This is a genomic window from Streptomyces sp. NPDC007856, from assembly GCF_042868225.1.
Lineage (GTDB): Bacteria > Actinomycetota > Actinomycetes > Streptomycetales > Streptomycetaceae > Streptomyces.
This window is the reverse complement of sequence record NZ_JBIAEC010000012.1, coordinates 43,250-57,442: the sequence shown is the minus strand read 5'-3', so window position 1 is coordinate 57,442 and position 14,193 is coordinate 43,250. Positions and strand designations below refer to the sequence as shown.

The 14,193-nt window shown below is 72.5% G+C and carries 11 protein-coding genes; 7 read left to right on the top strand and 4 right to left on the bottom strand.

Annotated elements, in window-relative coordinates:
* Positions 1–21 precede the first annotated feature (21 nt).
* Positions 22–438 (top strand): hypothetical protein, encoded by a 417-nt coding sequence (locus tag ACFYOH_RS26910; protein WP_388630327.1) that lies wholly within the window; start codon positions 22–24, stop codon positions 436–438.
* Between the two features lie 13 nt (positions 439–451).
* Here ACFYOH_RS26910 and ACFYOH_RS26905 read toward each other — a convergent pair whose 3' ends face one another.
* Positions 452–1,978 (bottom strand): CehA/McbA family metallohydrolase, encoded by a 1,527-nt coding sequence (locus ACFYOH_RS26905; RefSeq protein ID WP_388630324.1) that lies wholly within the window; start codon positions 1,976–1,978, stop codon positions 452–454.
* Positions 1,979–2,131: 153 nt separating this feature from the next.
* Here ACFYOH_RS26905 and ACFYOH_RS26900 point away from each other — a divergent pair, with 153 nt between their 5' ends.
* The 3 genes from ACFYOH_RS26900 (at position 2,132) to ACFYOH_RS26890 (ending at position 6,322) form a co-directional block, all read left to right on the top strand.
* Positions 2,132–2,977 (top strand): LLM class F420-dependent oxidoreductase, encoded by an 846-nt coding sequence (locus ACFYOH_RS26900; protein WP_388630321.1) that lies wholly within the window; start codon positions 2,132–2,134, stop codon positions 2,975–2,977.
* A 136-nt stretch (positions 2,978–3,113) separates the two neighbouring features.
* Positions 3,114–5,699 (top strand): bifunctional FO biosynthesis protein CofGH, encoded by a 2,586-nt coding sequence (locus tag ACFYOH_RS26895; protein ID WP_388630318.1) that lies wholly within the window; start codon positions 3,114–3,116, stop codon positions 5,697–5,699.
* Positions 5,700–5,758: 59 nt separating this feature from the next.
* Positions 5,759–6,322 (top strand): hypothetical protein, encoded by a 564-nt coding sequence (locus ACFYOH_RS26890; protein WP_388630315.1) that lies wholly within the window; start codon positions 5,759–5,761, stop codon positions 6,320–6,322.
* Here ACFYOH_RS26890 and ACFYOH_RS26885 read toward each other — a convergent pair.
* The gene (locus tag ACFYOH_RS26885; protein WP_388630312.1) at positions 6,315–6,824 is read right to left on the bottom strand and encodes a DUF2165 domain-containing protein; all 510 of its coding nucleotides are present in this window, start codon (positions 6,822–6,824) and stop codon (positions 6,315–6,317) included. The two genes, ACFYOH_RS26890 and ACFYOH_RS26885, sit on opposite strands and share 8 nt — an antisense overlap.
* A gap of 85 nt (positions 6,825–6,909) precedes the next feature.
* Here ACFYOH_RS26885 and ACFYOH_RS26880 point away from each other — a divergent pair, with 85 nt between their 5' ends.
* Complete coding sequence (locus ACFYOH_RS26880) at positions 6,910–9,405, top strand: tetratricopeptide repeat protein (protein WP_388630309.1); 2,496 nt, start codon at positions 6,910–6,912, stop codon at positions 9,403–9,405.
* A 21-nt stretch (positions 9,406–9,426) separates the two neighbouring features.
* On the opposite strand, the gene ACFYOH_RS26875 is transcribed toward ACFYOH_RS26880, so the two are convergent.
* On the bottom strand, positions 9,427–10,452 hold the full coding sequence (locus ACFYOH_RS26875; RefSeq protein WP_388630306.1) for an alpha/beta fold hydrolase: 1,026 nt from the start codon (positions 10,450–10,452) through the stop codon (positions 9,427–9,429).
* A gap of 110 nt (positions 10,453–10,562) precedes the next feature.
* Between ACFYOH_RS26875 and ACFYOH_RS26870 the strand changes: the two genes are divergently transcribed.
* Positions 10,563–11,300 carry a TetR/AcrR family transcriptional regulator gene (locus ACFYOH_RS26870; RefSeq protein ID WP_388630303.1) on the top strand — a complete coding sequence of 246 codons (738 nt, stop codon included), beginning with the start codon at positions 10,563–10,565 and terminating at the stop codon, positions 11,298–11,300.
* Positions 11,301–11,406: 106 nt separating this feature from the next.
* Positions 11,407–12,522, top strand: a complete 1,116-nt coding sequence (locus ACFYOH_RS26865) for an ADP-ribosylglycohydrolase family protein (RefSeq protein ID WP_388630300.1) — start codon at positions 11,407–11,409, stop codon at positions 12,520–12,522.
* A 94-nt stretch (positions 12,523–12,616) separates the two neighbouring features.
* Here the strand turns inward: ACFYOH_RS26865 and ACFYOH_RS26860 are convergent, their stop codons facing one another.
* Positions 12,617–14,176 carry a sodium:solute symporter family protein gene (locus ACFYOH_RS26860; RefSeq protein ID WP_388630298.1) on the bottom strand — a complete coding sequence of 520 codons (1,560 nt, stop codon included), beginning with the start codon at positions 14,174–14,176 and terminating at the stop codon, positions 12,617–12,619.
* Positions 14,177–14,193: the final 17 nt, after the last annotated feature.

Here is a 14,193-nt window from a genome sequence, read left to right as displayed (position 1 = left end):
CGACACCACCGACACCGGAACATGAACCCCGTATCGAACCCCGCCCCGCAGCCCCCGGACCGCACCGACGACGAGCTGGCCCGGCTCGACATCGCCCTTCTGCTCCGCTACGGCCTCACGGCACCGCCCGGCCCCCGGCGCACCGCCCTGTTCGGCGACGGCGTCGCGGGCGCGGCCGTGCTGCTCGACCGCCTCGGCACCCAGCCGCGCTCGGTGGCCTTCCTCGCCGACACCGTCCGGGCCGGCGGCCTCGCCTACGCCGCCGACCTCGCCGAGCCGCTGCCGCGCGCGGAGGCGACGGCTGTCATCCGCGACTGGCTGGCCGCCGGCACCGAGCTGGCGGCCGGTGTCGCCGCCGATGACACGGCCGCCCGCTGGCTGCGTGCCGTCGCGACGGTCATCGAACTGCGGCAGCTGACGAGGGCCGCACGGGGCTGACCGGCCGCGTGGGTCACGCCCCGCCGACCGCCCCGAGGAAGATCGGGTTGGTGAAGGCGGCCAGGGCGCCCGGCACCGGTCCCGCCGCCGTCTCGTGCCGCAGCTCGGCGCGCACGTACGCGGCGTAGGCGGGCGTCGTACGCCACTCGGCCGTGCCCGAGCCGGACACCGGCAGCGGATCACTGGTGAACAGCACACCCTGGTCGGTGACGAAGCGGATCGAGCAGCGCGGGGCGCCGGAGACCTCCAGCCGGACGGTCACGGGGGTGTCGGCGGGCACGGGCAGCCGCTCGCCGATGCCCGCCTGCTCTCCGCGCCCGCCCGTCACCGTGAACGCGAGGGTCACGTTCTTCGACTCGGCCACGTACGAGCGTCCCGCGCGGATGCCTTCCTGGACGGCCTCCCGGGTCAGGTCGTCGGCGAGGACGACCGTCTGGGGACTGCCGACCGTGTCCGGGTCGCGGTGGGCGTCGCTGTTGCCCATGGCCGGGAGCCAGGGCCGCCCCTGCCGCACGGAGGCGACCAGCAGGTTGTCCCACTCGGCCAGCGTCACCTCGTCGTCCGGGGTGTAGGGGCCGTTCCACACCTCCACCGCGTCCGCCTCGCCGAAGCCGAACTTCCAGCCGCAGCCGACGCAGGTGGCGTGCGGGTGGGCGGGGACGACCAGGCCGCCGGCGCGGCGGATGTCCCGCGCGAAGCGGGCCCAGCGGTTGTCCCGGGCCCGGTAGCGCCAGTCCACGAACGTACCGGGCTCGGTGCCGAGCGCCACCACATGGCCGTTGCGGGTGGTGATCTCCTCGCCGAGCATGATCAGCAGGTCGTCGCCGGCCTGGTCCGCCCAATGGGGGTGCGCGGAGTGGGTGTTGTGGTCCGAGGAGTTGATGAAGTCCAGGCCGGCCGCCCGTGCGAGGGCCGCGATCTCGGCCGGGGTGCGGCGGCCGTCGGAGTACCAGGAGTGCAGATGGCAGTCGCCCCGGTACCAGGCCCGGCCCCGCCCCTTGGCCCGGGAGGGCGGATACACCGGCCGCGGGGTCTCGCCCGGCTCGCCGTAGGTCAGCGTGATCGTCAGCTCGTACGACAGTCCCAGCGGCGCCACCGTGTAGGGGCCCAGCGCCACGTACCAGGTGCCCTGCCGCACCGGTCCGGGGATGTAGCCCGGCGTCGCGTCGTCGGCGCGGACGAAGAACTCCGTGCGGGCGCCGCCCGACCAGCCCCGGAAGCCCCGGCCGCCCAGCTCGGTGCCGCGCTCGTCGAAGAGGCCGATGTCGAGGGCGTTGCCCTGGGTGCCGGCCGGGACCGAGGGCCTGTCGTAGGTGTAGGAGACCTTGATCTCCCGTACGCCGGCGGGTACTTCGACCGGTACGTACACGAAGTCGGGGGAGCCGGGCGGCACGGTGCCGTGTACCGTCCGGGTCTCCTGCTGCTGACCGTCCGCCGCTGCGAAGCTCACGCTCCCCACCGTAAGGGCAGCGGCCGCGCCCGTCACGAACAGCGCGCGTCTGCCGATGCCATGAGCCTGACCGTGCGTGTCTTCAGCCATGGCGGCCACTCTCCCGTCCGCGCGTTAACGCCCGTGGACGGGAGGGCGAGTGGCATCCGTCGGGTGTCATGCGGGCTGCTTCACGGCCGCCGGCGCGAACAGTGCCGACCAGTCGGTATGGACAGTGGGGGCCCGGCCCGGTACAGATGGGCCATGCGTATCGCCGTCACCATCTTCCTCACCGACGAGACCATCGCGCCGGTACGGCTCGCCCGCGAACTGGAACACCGCGGTTACGCCGGCCTCTACCTCCCCGAACACACCCACATCCCGGTCGAGCGGACCACTCCGTACCCGGCCGGCGGCGACCTGCCGCGCGAATACGGCCGCACCCTCGACCCCTTCGTCGCCCTCGGCCAGGCCGCGGCCGTCACCGAGCGCCTCGGCCTCGGCACCGGCATCACCCTCCTCGCGCAGCACGACCCCATCGCGCTGGCCAAGCAGATCGCCACCCTGGACCACCTGTCCGGCGGCCGGTTCACCCTCGGTCTCGGCTACGGCTGGAACGTCGAGGAGGCCGCCGACCACGGGGTGGAATGGCGCACGCGCCGGGAACTGGTCCGCGACCGGGTGCGGCTGATGCAGGCGCTGTGGACCGAGGAACCGACGCCCTACGAGGGCGAGTTCGCCCGCGTCCGGGCCAGCCACGCCCACCCCAAGCCGGTGCGGAAGCCGCGCGGCCCGGTCACCGGCCCGCGCACGCTCGTCGGCGGCACGGCCGGGCCGAAACTGTTCGCGCACATCGCCGAGTACGCCGACGGCTGGCTGCCGATCGGCGGCCGGGGCCTCACCGAGTCCCTGCCGGTGCTGCGCACGCTGTGGGCCGACGCGGGCCGCGACCCGGCCGCCCTCCAGATCGTCCCGTACGCGGTCCAGCCCACCCCAGGCAAGCTGGCCCACTACGCGGACCTGGGCATCGAGGAGGTCGTACTGCAGTTGCCGCCGGCGGGGGAGGGCGAAGTGCTTCGGGTGTTGGACGAATACGCCGAGTACCTGTAAGGACAGGGAGGCGGCAGCCCACTCAGGGGCGCGGGGAACTGCGCGAGTGACCACGACGATCCCGCACCGACAAACGCACCGTACCCCCCAAAGCCCAACCCGCTGAACCGGCGGAGCCCGAACGTATGCTCAAGGGATGACGACTTCCGCGGCCCCCGGAACCGGACCGACCGAGAACTCCATGCGTCGCGCCCTCAAACGCGCCCGGGACGGCGTCGCCCTCGACGTCGCCGAGGCGGCGGTGCTGCTCCAGGCCCGCGGTGAGGCCCTGACCGACCTCGCCGCGTCCGCCGCCCGGGTGCGCGACGCGGGTCTCGAACAGGCGGGCCGTCCCGGTGTCATCACGTACTCGAAGAGCGTCTTCATCCCCCTCACCCGGCTGTGCCGGGACAAGTGCCACTACTGCACCTTCGTCACCGTCCCCGGCAAGCTGCGCCGGTCCGGCCACGGAATGTTCATGTCCCCGGACGAGGTGCTGGACATCGCCCGCAAGGGCGCGGCCCTCGGCTGCAAGGAAGCCCTGATCACCCTCGGCGACAAGCCCGAGGACCGCTGGCCCGAGGCGCGCGAGTGGCTCGACGCGCACGGCTACGACGACACCATCGCCTACGTCCGCGCCATCTCCATCCGGATCCTGGAGGAGACGGGTCTGCTGCCCCACCTCAACCCGGGAGTGCTGAGCTGGACGGACTTCCAGCGACTCAAGCCGGTCGCCCCCTCCATGGGCATGATGCTGGAGACGACCGCGACCCGGCTGTGGTCCGAGCCCGGCGGCCCGCACCACGGCTCCCCGGACAAGGAACCGGCCGTACGGCTGCGGGTGTTGGAGGACGCGGGCCGTTCCTCCGTGCCCTTCACCTCGGGCCTGCTGATCGGCATCGGGGAGACGTACGAGGAGCGGGCCGAGTCCCTCTTCGCCCTCCGCAAGGTCTCCCGGGCCTACCACGGCATCCAGGAACTGATCATCCAGAACTTCCGCGCCAAGCCGGACACGGCGATGCGCGGCATGCCGGACGCCGAACTCGACGACCTGGTCGCCACGGTGGCCGTCGCCCGCCACATCATGGGCCCCTCCGGCTGCCTCCAGGCCCCGCCGAACCTCGTCGACTCCGAGTACGAGCGGCTGATCGGCGCCGGCATCGACGACTGGGGCGGGGTGTCGCCCCTGACCATCGACCACGTCAACCCGGAACGCCCCTGGCCGCAGATCGAGGAACTCACCGCACGCTCCCGGGCCGCGGGCTTCGAGCTGCGCGAACGCCTCTGCGTCTACCCCGAGTTCGTGCGCCGCGGCGAGCCCTGGCTGGACCCGCGGCTGCGCCCGCACGTGAGCGCGCTGGCCGACCCGGAGACGGGCCTGGCCCTCCCGGACGCGACCGTCGAGGGCCACCCGTGGCAGGAGCCGGAGGAGGCCTTCGTACCGTCCGGCCGTACGGACCTGCACCGCACGATCGACACCGCGGGCCGCACGGCCGATCGGCGCGACGACTTCGACGAGGTGTACGGCGACTGGGAGGCGCTGCGCGAGGCGGCGGCCCCCGGCATGGCGCCGGAGCGCATCGACACCGACGTGCGCCAGGCGCTGGCGACGGCGGCCGACGACCCGACGAAGCTCACCGACGCCGAGGCCCTGGCCCTGCTGCACGCGGACGGCCCGGCGCTGGACGCCCTGTGCAAGGTGGCCGACGACGTGCGCAGGTCGGCCGTCGGGGACGACGTGACATACATCGTCACCCGCAACATCAACTTCACCAACGTCTGCTACACCGGCTGCCGCTTCTGCGCCTTCGCCCAGCGCCGCACGGACGCCGACGCGTACACCCTGTCGCTGGAGCAGGTCGCCGACCGCGCCCAGCAGGCCTGGGACGTGGGCGCGGTCGAGGTGTGCATGCAGGGCGGCATCCATCCCGACCTGCCGGGGACGGCGTACTTCGACATCGCGAAGGCGGTCAAGGAGCGCGTCCCCGGTATGCACGTCCACGCCTTCTCCCCGATGGAGGTGGTGAACGGCGCGACCAGGACGGGCATGTCGATCCGGGAGTGGCTGTCCGCCGCCAAGGAGGCCGGGCTGGACACCATCCCCGGCACGGCGGCCGAGATCCTGGACGACGAGGTCCGCTGGGTGCTGACCAAGGGCAAGCTGCCGACGGCCACCTGGATCGAGGTGGTGAGGACGGCCCACGAGCTGGGCATCCGCTCCTCCTCCACCATGATGTACGGCCATGTCGACCAGCCCCGCCACTGGCTGGGCCACCTGCGCACGCTGGCCGCCGTCCAGCGGGAGACGGGCGGTTTCACGGAGTTCGTCACCCTCCCCTTCATCCACACCAACGCGCCGGTGTACCTGGCGGGCATCGCGCGCCCCGGCCCTTCCACGCGGGACAACCGCGCGGTGACGGCGATGGCCCGGCTCCTCCTCCACCCCTGGATCCCGAACATCCAGACAAGCTGGGTGAAACTGGGCACGGAGGGCGCGGCGGAGATGCTCCGTTCGGGAGCCAACGACCTGGGCGGCACCCTCATGGAGGAGACGATCTCCCGCATGGCGGGCTCGTCGTACGGCTCGTACAAGTCGGTCCGCGACCTGGTCGCCGTGGCCGAGGCGGCCGGCCGGCCGGCGAAGCCGCGCACCACGCTCTACGGCGAGGTGCCGGAGGAACGGCAGCGGGCGGCGGAGGCCTCCGACGGCCACCTGCCCGAGCTGCTGCCGGTCCTGGACTGAGTACGATGATCCGACCCCCGACCTGAGGCGGGGCCCCGTAGCGGAGGAGATGCGTACCCGTGGCTGCCCGACTGCCCTCCTGGGCCTGGGTCACCGGCCTGACGGCAGGCGCGACCGCGGCCGTCGTCGCCCTCGCCGTACAGGCGGACCACGGGCCGCGCCCCGCGGCCGCCGTGGCCGGGCCGCGCCCGTCGGCGACGGCGAGCGCCCACGGCTCCGCCGCGCCGCACTCCACGGCCCCGCCCGCGCTGCCGGAGGCGTCGGGCGAGGGCCGCCGGATCGTGTACTCGCTCGGCGAGAAGCGGGTGTGGCTGGTCGACGCGACGGGCAAGGCGTCCCGGACGTTCACGGTGTGGCCGGGCACGGTGAGCCCGCAGCCCGGCCGTTACTCGATCACCCTGCGTACCCAGTCCCTCAGGGGCTCGGACGGCGTGCAGATCGAGCACATCATGTACTTCACCAAGGTGCAGGGCGTGAACATAGCCTTCTCCAACGCCCTGGACGGCTCCTCGCCGCCCCCGGCGGACGGCAAGAAGCTGGGTGGCATCCGGATGCACAAGGAGGACGGCGCCGCCCTGTGGTCCTTCGGCGATCAGGGCACCAGGGTGGCGGTCGTCAACTAGCGTCCACCCGGCGGGCCGGCAGCTGGTTGACGATCAGGGCGACCCCGGCGAGCAGGAAGACACGGGTCGCGGCCTCCAGCCCGTTCCAGGTCTTGGACTGCCACATCGAGAACCACTCACCCCCGATCGCGATGAACCCGGCGCCGAAGAGCAGCAGCAGCATCAGCAGCCCGTAGGTGGACCAGCGCCGCGCGAGGTCGTCGTCCTTGCGTCGCGCCCAGAGGTACGTGCCCCAGATCAGCACCAGGGCCGCCACCGTCTCCCACGCGATGATGAGGACGTACGCGGTGTCCTGAAGGCCGGTGCCGGTGATCGCCCGCCACATCAGGTTCTTGTCGTGGAAGGTCGTGTCCATCGCCAGCACATGCCGGACGAACTGCTGGTTCGTCCCGAAGTCGGTGATGTTCCCGAGGGCGACCAGGGCTATGTAGAGGGCGAGGATGCCGGTGAGCACGCCGGCGGCGAGGCCGAGGCCGGTGTGACGTGGGGGGTTGGTGGTCATGGCTGGATTCTCCCCCGCCCAACGCCCGCTTATCGCGTGGTCATTGCGCCAGAATGGGAGTGCGGGCTGCGGGAGGGGCGGACGGATGGCGCAGGCACGGCCGTCGATGCAGGAGCTGATCGGGCGGCGCAGACGGGCGGGGTTCGTCGGACGGAGCGATGAACGGGCGGCCTTCCGCGCCAACTTGGACGTACCCCCCGAGGACGAACGCCACCGCTTCCTCTTTCACATCCATGGCAACGCGGGCGTCGGGAAGACCTTCCTGGTGCGGGAGTTGGAGCAGATCGCGCGCGAGCGCGGGGCACTGACGGCATACGTGGACGAGAGCGTCGGGAGCGTGCCGGAGGCGATGGCGGCGATCTGCGACCAGCTCGGCCGGCAGGGCCATCGGTGCAAGGAGCTGGAGCGGCTGCTGGCCGCCTACCGGGAACGGCGGCACGAGGCGGAGGCCGCCGCGCTCGCCCTCGACCCGGAGTCGGCGCCGCACCCGTCGGCGGGTGCGCTGGCGGTGGCGCGGGCCGGGCTCGTCGGGCTCGGCATGGTGCCGGGCGTCGGACCGTTCGCCGGCGCGCTGGACGCGGCCCAACTCGCCCAGAGCGCCGACCGGTTGCGGGCCGGACTCAGCGCTCGGCTGCGCAACCAGGAGGACGTGCGCCTGGTGCTGTCTCCGGAGCGGGTCCTGACCCCGGCGCTGCTGGGCGAGCTGGCCGCCTCCGCCTCCGCCGCACCGTGGATCGTCCTGCTCTTCGGCACCTACGAGCGCACGGGGGCGTTCCTGGACGGCTGGCTGCACGAGATCATGACGACGGACCGGTACGGCACCCTGCCGGCCAACGTCGTCCTGGTGACCGCGGGCCAGCTGCCGCTCGCCCCCGCCCGCTGGGCCGGATTCGCGGACTTCGTGGCGGACGTGCCGCTCGGCCCGTTCACGGAGACGGAGGCGCGCGGACTCCTCGCGGACAAGGGCGTCCGGGATGAACCGGTCGTCGCCGAGGTGCTGCGGCTGACCGGGGGCCTGCCGGTGCTCGTCTCCACCCTGGCCGAGACCCGCCCCGCCGACCCGCAGGACGTGGGCGACCCCAGCGGAACGGCCGTGGAGCGGTTCCTGAAGTGGGAGCAGGACCCCGTGCACCGGGCCACCGCGCTGGCCTGCGCGCTGCCCCGGACGCTGGACGCGGATGTGTTCCGGGCCGTGGTCGAGTGCCCGGAGGAGGAGTTCGACGGGCTGTACGCGTGGCTGCAGAGCATGCCGTTCGTGAGCGGGCGCGGGGACCGGATGCGGTACCACGATCTCGTGCGGGCGCCGATGCTGCGGCTGCAGCGCCGGCAGTCGCCGCGGAGCTGGGCCGAGCGGCACCGGCGGCTCGCGCGGACGTTCGCGGGATGGCGCACGGAGACCGAAGCCGCCCTGGAACCGGGGGAGTTCTGGAGGGAGGAGGACTGGCGGGAGCTGCGCCTGGCCGAGTCCTACCACTCGCTCTGCGCGGATCCCCGCGCCGCACTGCCCGCCGTGCTGGCGGACGTCGTCACCGCCTGCGACCACGGGGACGACGTTCTGTGGCGCTGGGTGCGGCTGCTCGTCGAGGCGGGCGAGGACACGGGTGCCACGGGCGCGCGGAGCCTGGCGGGCTGGGGAGACGCGCTGGCGGAGGCGTTCGCGGCGGACGCGGAGACCGGGGTGGCGGGTGTGCTGCTGGACCGGGCGCGGGGCGAGGAGCCCTGGCGGGCGACGGCGTACGCGGTCCGGGGCGACGCCCTGGCGCGCGGCGGCGACCAGCAGGCCGCGCTGGACGCGTACGACCGGGCCCTCGCCGTCGACCCCTCGCTGGTGCGGGCCCTGCGGGGCAAGGTCCTGGCGCGCAGCTCGCTCGGCGACTACCGGGGGGCCCTGGAGGACCTGCGCCGGGTGCTGGAGCTGGAGCCGGACAACCCGTACAACATGTTCCTGCGCGGGGAGCACCTGCGGATCCTGGGCCGGTACGAGGAGGCGGTGGCCGACCTCGACCAGGGGATCCGGCTCGACCCCGGCCAGGCCTTCGCCTGGGCCTCCCGGGGCGCCGCCCGCCTGGCCCTCGGCGAGCTGGACGAGGCGCACGCCGATCTGAACCGGGCGCTCGATCTCAACGCCGACTACGCGTGGGCGCTCGCCCGCCGGGCCCGTCTCTGGCGCGCCCGCCGGGACCGCACCCGGCAGCTCGCCGACCTGGACCGGGCCCTCGCCCTCCAGCCGGACTGGGCCTGGGGCCGCTGCGAACGCGGCGACGCGCTCCGGGTGGCCGGCCGGGACGAGGAGGCGCTCGCCGACTACGACCGCGCGCTCGCCCTGGACCCCGACTACGCCTCGGCGTACGCGAGCCGGGGTGCCTCTTACGCCAACCTCGGCCGCCTCCAGGAGGCCCTCGCCGACCTCGACCGCGCCCTGGCGCTCAACCCGGTCTACGTCTGGGCGCTGCACCGCCGGGCGGAGGTGCACCGGCGACTCGGCGCGGAGGCCCTGGCCGAGGCGGACGAGTCCCACGCCGCCCGCCTCTCCGCGCCGGAGCCCCCACCCCCGCGCCACCACCCGTCCTCGGTCAACTGACCCGGCCCCGACGCCCCGTCCTCAGTACACCGCCGCGTCCCCCGCCACCACCGGCCGCACCTTGGTCAACAGCAGGTCCAGGAAGTGGTCGGGGCGGCGGAAGGACGCGAAGTGGCTTGCCTCGGCGATCAGGGCGAAGTCCTTCACCGGGGCTGTGACCGACTCGTGGAAGCGGCGGGCCGGTTCGGGCGGGGTGAGGACGTCGCTCTCGCCCTGGAAGACGAAGAAGGGGAGGCGGAAGGCGGTGCCCTCGGCGTACTCGTCGATCGTCATCGCCTGGGGGCCGAGCGTCTCGGAGAAGGTCTGGGCCTTCAGGTAGGTGCGCAGGTCGCGGAGGGTGTGCAGGGGGGAGAACCAGAGGGAGCGGATGACGACCGTCTTCATGGTGTCGTAGGTGAGGGGGTCGGTCGTCACCACCGTCTTCGCGTACTCCGCCCATTCGTGGGCCGACCAGGCCGACCGGTCGGGGCCGATGGCGGTCATCCTCGCCAGTTGCTTCTTCCGGCCCGCCGTCTCCAGGCGGGCCAGCAGCGCCTCGTAGGCGGAGGTGTCCCGGTCCCCGCCGACGATGTTCTGGTCGGTGCCGACGTACGCCGAGTACCGCTCGGGGTGGTCACGGGCCAGGCGCAGGCCGATGACCGTGCCGAAGCTGTTGGCGAGGAGGATCACCTTGTCCACGTTCAGGCGGGTGCGGATGTGGTCGGTGACCTCGAGGGCGTCCTCGTAGAGGCGGTCGAGGGTCAGCTCGCCCTGGCCTTCCGGGCCGCCCGCCGCGAAGGTCTTGCCGGCGCCCCGCATGTCCCAGCGGACGATCGTGAAGTGCCGCTCCCAGGCGCGGGTGCGCGGGGTGAAGATCAGGTTGGAGGCGCCGGGGCCGCCGTGGATCTCCAGGATCACGGGGTTGGCCCGGTCCTCGCCGCGGACGGAGATCCACTGGTCGATGCCGCCGATGCGGACGTACGACGACTCGTCGACGCCGTTCGGGGTGGTGATCGTGAGCTTCCTGGCGAGGGCGCGGCGCTTGAGGGCCCGGTAGGTGAGCAGCATGGTGTTCCCCCTAAACTGTTTATGCCGTCAGCTGTTCGATGTGTTTACGATATATACAGTTGTCTGGCGGAGTCAACGGGCTTCGCGGCGCGGCGATCGGGAGGGACACCATGGGCGGGCGGAAGAGCCGGCAGGAACAGGACCGCGATCCGCGGGCGGTCCTCGCGCTGCTGTGGGGAGAACAGGGGCAGCCCACGCGCGGCCCCAAGCCGACGCTGTCCCCGCAGCGCATCGCCGCGGCGGCCGTCGAACTGGCCGATGCCCAGGGGCTGGACGCGGTCTCGATGAGCAAGGTCGCCGCCGAGTTCGGCGTCTCGGCGATGGCGCTCTACCGCTATGTGCCCGGCAAGGCGGAGCTGGTCGAGCTGATGATCGAGTCGATGCTCGCCGAGGTCCCCGACCTCTCCGCCGCCGAGGGCGACTGGCGGGCCGGGACACGGCTGTGGGCCCGCCGGTGCCTGGACCTCTACCGGGCCCATCCCTGGGCGCTCGCCGCCGTCGCGATGCGCCGCCAGGTCATGGGCCCGCACCAGCTCGGCTGGCTGGACGCGGCGCACGCGGTGCTGGAGCCGACCGGCCTGTCGGCGGTCCAGCGGCAACAGGTCTTCGTCCTGGTCGTCGGTCTGGTGCGCAGCCTCGCCCAGCAGACGGCCGACTTCGACGCGGACGGGGACCGGGAATGGAACCGCCTCACCGGCCAGGTGCTCGAACGCCACGCGGACCGGTTCCCGGCCCTGACCCGGGCCATCGCCGACGGCGCCTTCGAACCGACCGGCACCGACCCGCTCGACTTCGGGCTCGACCGGATCCTCGACGGAGTCGAAGCGCTCATGGCCGGGCGGGAATGACGCGGGAATGACCCCTGGGGGGTGATTTGCCCCTGTGAACGGACCGTTCTCCGTCGATTACAGTGCTGAGCGTCGTACGGACGGACGGTGCCGTGAGGAGGTCTGAGTGAGTGCGACATCCGGCGCCGTCTGGGGCCGATCCGAGCAGCAGGACTTCCGCAGCAGGGTGCGCGGCACCCTGCTCGGGGTCGCCGTGGGCGACGCGCTCGGCGGGCCCGCCGACCCGCTGTCCCTGGAGGAGATCCGGGCCGCGTACGGCCCCGAGGGCCTGCTCGACCTGGCCTTCGGACACGGGCGGCGCGGCACGGTCACCCATCACACCCAGCTCACCCTGTTCAGCGTGGACGGGCTGATAAGGGCCCAGGTCCGCCGGGACACCGGCGCCTGGCATCCGCCGACCGATCTGCACCGGGCGTATCGGCGCTGGGCCGCCACCCAGCGGGACTGGGGGCCCGACGAGCGCCGCAAGGACGACGGCTGGCTGGCCCGTGAGGAGTGGCTGTACGCCCGCCGGGATCCGAGCCGGGCGCTGCTCGTCGGGTTCGGCGACGACGTCATGGGCACGCTGGAGGCACCGAAGAACCCCGGCGAGCTGGGACCGGAGGCGGTGGCCCGGTCCGCGCCCTTCGGACTGCTGGTCGGCTGGGAGCCGCAGCTCGTCGCGCAGCTCGCGGTGGAGTGCGCCGCGCAGAGCCACGGGCACCCCCTCGCCTACCTGTCGGCGGGCGCGTACGCCGTGATCGTGCATGCGCTGGCCCGGGGCGAGAGCCTGGACGGAGCCGTGCAGCGGACCCTCGCCCTGCTCGCCGCCCGGCCCGGTCACCAGCCCGTCTCGGACGCCCTGCAGCACGCCCTCGGGGCGGTACGGCAGGGGATCCCGAGCCCGACGCGGGTGGAGGAACTGGCGGGCGACGGTACGGCGGACGGGCTGCTGGCGGCGGCGGTGTACTGCGCGCTGGTGGGGGAGGACATGCGGCACGGGCTGTGCCTGGCGGTGAACCAGAGCGGCCCGTCGGCGGCGGCCGGCGCCCTCACCGGCGGCCTCCTCGGCGCCCTCCACGGCGAAACGGCCCTCCCCCCTGCCTGGGTGGCGGAGCTGGAGGGCCGGCCGACGGTGCTGGAACTCGCCGACGACTTCGCGATGGAGATGACCCAGGGTCCGGCCCTGCACGGGCCCGCCGGCTCGTCGCCGGGGTGGCTGGCCCGGTATCCGCGGGCGTGAGCCACGAAGCCGAGGTTCGCTGCGACTCCCCAGGGGCGCGGGGAACTGCGCGAGTGACCACGACGGAGCCGCACCCGAATCCCGGCAGCAACCCCTACGGCGCTCCCACCACGTCGTCCCCCGCCCCCGCAGGGACCGGCACGGCCGCCACTGCATCCCCGTCCGAATTCACCTTCTCGATGATCGCCAGGCGCTCGGGAGTGTCCTCCGGCTTCACATAGCCGATGACGATGTAGAGGACGAGGGACACCGCCAGCGGCACCGAGACCTGGTACTGGAGCGGCACCCCGCCGGAGACGTTCCAGTTGACGGGGTAGTTCACCAGCCAGAACGCCAGCAGACCCGCCGCCCAGCTGGTCAGCGCCGCCGTCGGGCCGGAGCGGCGGAACGGACGGAGCAGGCCCAGCATCATCGGGATCGCGATGGGGCCCATCAGGCCGGCCACCCACTTGATGACCACCGTGATGATGTCCTTGAGCGTGGGCGAGTTGACCTGCGTCGCCACCGCCATGGACAGGGCCAGGAAGACGACCGTCGTGACGCGGGCGGCGATCAGCCCCGACCGCTGGCCCCACGCCCGCGCCCGAGCGGACAGCACCGGCGCCACGTCACGGGTGAACACCGCCGCGATCGCGTTCGCGTCGGAGGAGCACATGGCCATCGTGTGGGAGAAGAAGCCGACGACGACCAGTCCCAGCAGGCCGTGCGGCAGCAGCTGTTCGGTCATCAGGCCGTAGGAGTCGGAGCCGTCCGGCTTCTGCGCGTGGACCAGCAGCGGGGACATCCACATCGGGAAGAACAGCACCACCGGCCAGACCAGCCACAGCGCGGACGACAGCCGGGCCGACCGCTCGGCCGCGTAGGCGCTGCCCGTCGCCATGTACCGCTGCGCCTGGTTGAGCATGCCGCCGTTGTACTCGAAGAGCTTGATGAACAGGAAGGCGAGGAGGAACACCGTGCCGTACGGCCCGACCAGGGGCTTGCCGTGGCCGTGCAGCGCGGGCTGGTTCCAGGCGTCGAAGAAGCCGATGTGCTTGTCGTTCAGCTTCAGTACGACGGCGATGAACATCGAGACGCCGGCGAGCAACTGGATGACGAACTGGCCGAGTTCGGTCAGGGCGTCCGCCCACAGGCCGCCGATCGTGCAGTACACGGCCGTGATCGCACCGGTGATGAGGATGCCCTGGTTCAGGGTGACCCCGGTGAACACCGACAACAGGGTGGCGATCGCCGCCCACTTGGCGCCCACGTCCACGATCTTCAGCAGCATGCCGGACCAGGCGAGCGCCTGCTGGGTGGACAGGTTGTAACGGTTCTTCAGGTACTCCAGCGGGGAGGCCACATGGAGCCGGGAGCGCAGTCGGTTGATACGGGGCGCGAACAGCTTCGACCCGATGGCGATGCCGAGCGCGATGGGGAAGGACCAGGTGACGAAGGAGGTGACGCCGTAGGTGTAGGCGATGCCCGCGTACCCGGTGAACATGACCGCGCTGTAGCCCGACATGTGGTGCGAGATGCCGGACAGCCACCAGGGCATCTTGCCGCCGGCCGTGAAGAAGTCGGAAACGTTGTCCACGCGCTTGTGCGACCAGACGCCGATCGCGACCATCACACCGAAGTAGCCGATGAGTACGGCCCAGTCGAGACTGTTCATGTGCTCGATCGTGGGTG

What these genes read in the sequence shown, in the direction of transcription:
- ACFYOH_RS26910 (WP_388630327.1), top strand. Translation starts at nt 22, where the DNA reads ATGAACCCCGTATCGAACCCCGCCCCGCAGCCCCCGGACCGCACCGAC.
- ACFYOH_RS26875 (WP_388630306.1), bottom strand. Translation starts at nt 10,452, where the DNA reads ATGCTGCTCACCTACCGGGCCCTCAAGCGCCGCGCCCTCGCCAGGAAG.
- ACFYOH_RS26905 (WP_388630324.1), bottom strand. Translation starts at nt 1,978, where the DNA reads ATGGCTGAAGACACGCACGGTCAGGCTCATGGCATCGGCAGACGCGCG.
- ACFYOH_RS26885 (WP_388630312.1), bottom strand. Translation starts at nt 6,824, where the DNA reads ATGACCACCAACCCCCCACGTCACACCGGCCTCGGCCTCGCCGCCGGC.
- ACFYOH_RS26900 (WP_388630321.1), top strand. Translation starts at nt 2,132, where the DNA reads ATGCGTATCGCCGTCACCATCTTCCTCACCGACGAGACCATCGCGCCG.
- ACFYOH_RS26880 (WP_388630309.1), top strand. Translation starts at nt 6,910, where the DNA reads ATGGCGCAGGCACGGCCGTCGATGCAGGAGCTGATCGGGCGGCGCAGA.
- ACFYOH_RS26895 (WP_388630318.1), top strand. Translation starts at nt 3,114, where the DNA reads ATGACGACTTCCGCGGCCCCCGGAACCGGACCGACCGAGAACTCCATG.
- ACFYOH_RS26860 (WP_388630298.1), bottom strand. Translation starts at nt 14,176, where the DNA reads ATGAACAGTCTCGACTGGGCCGTACTCATCGGCTACTTCGGTGTGATG.
- ACFYOH_RS26870 (WP_388630303.1), top strand. Translation starts at nt 10,563, where the DNA reads ATGGGCGGGCGGAAGAGCCGGCAGGAACAGGACCGCGATCCGCGGGCG.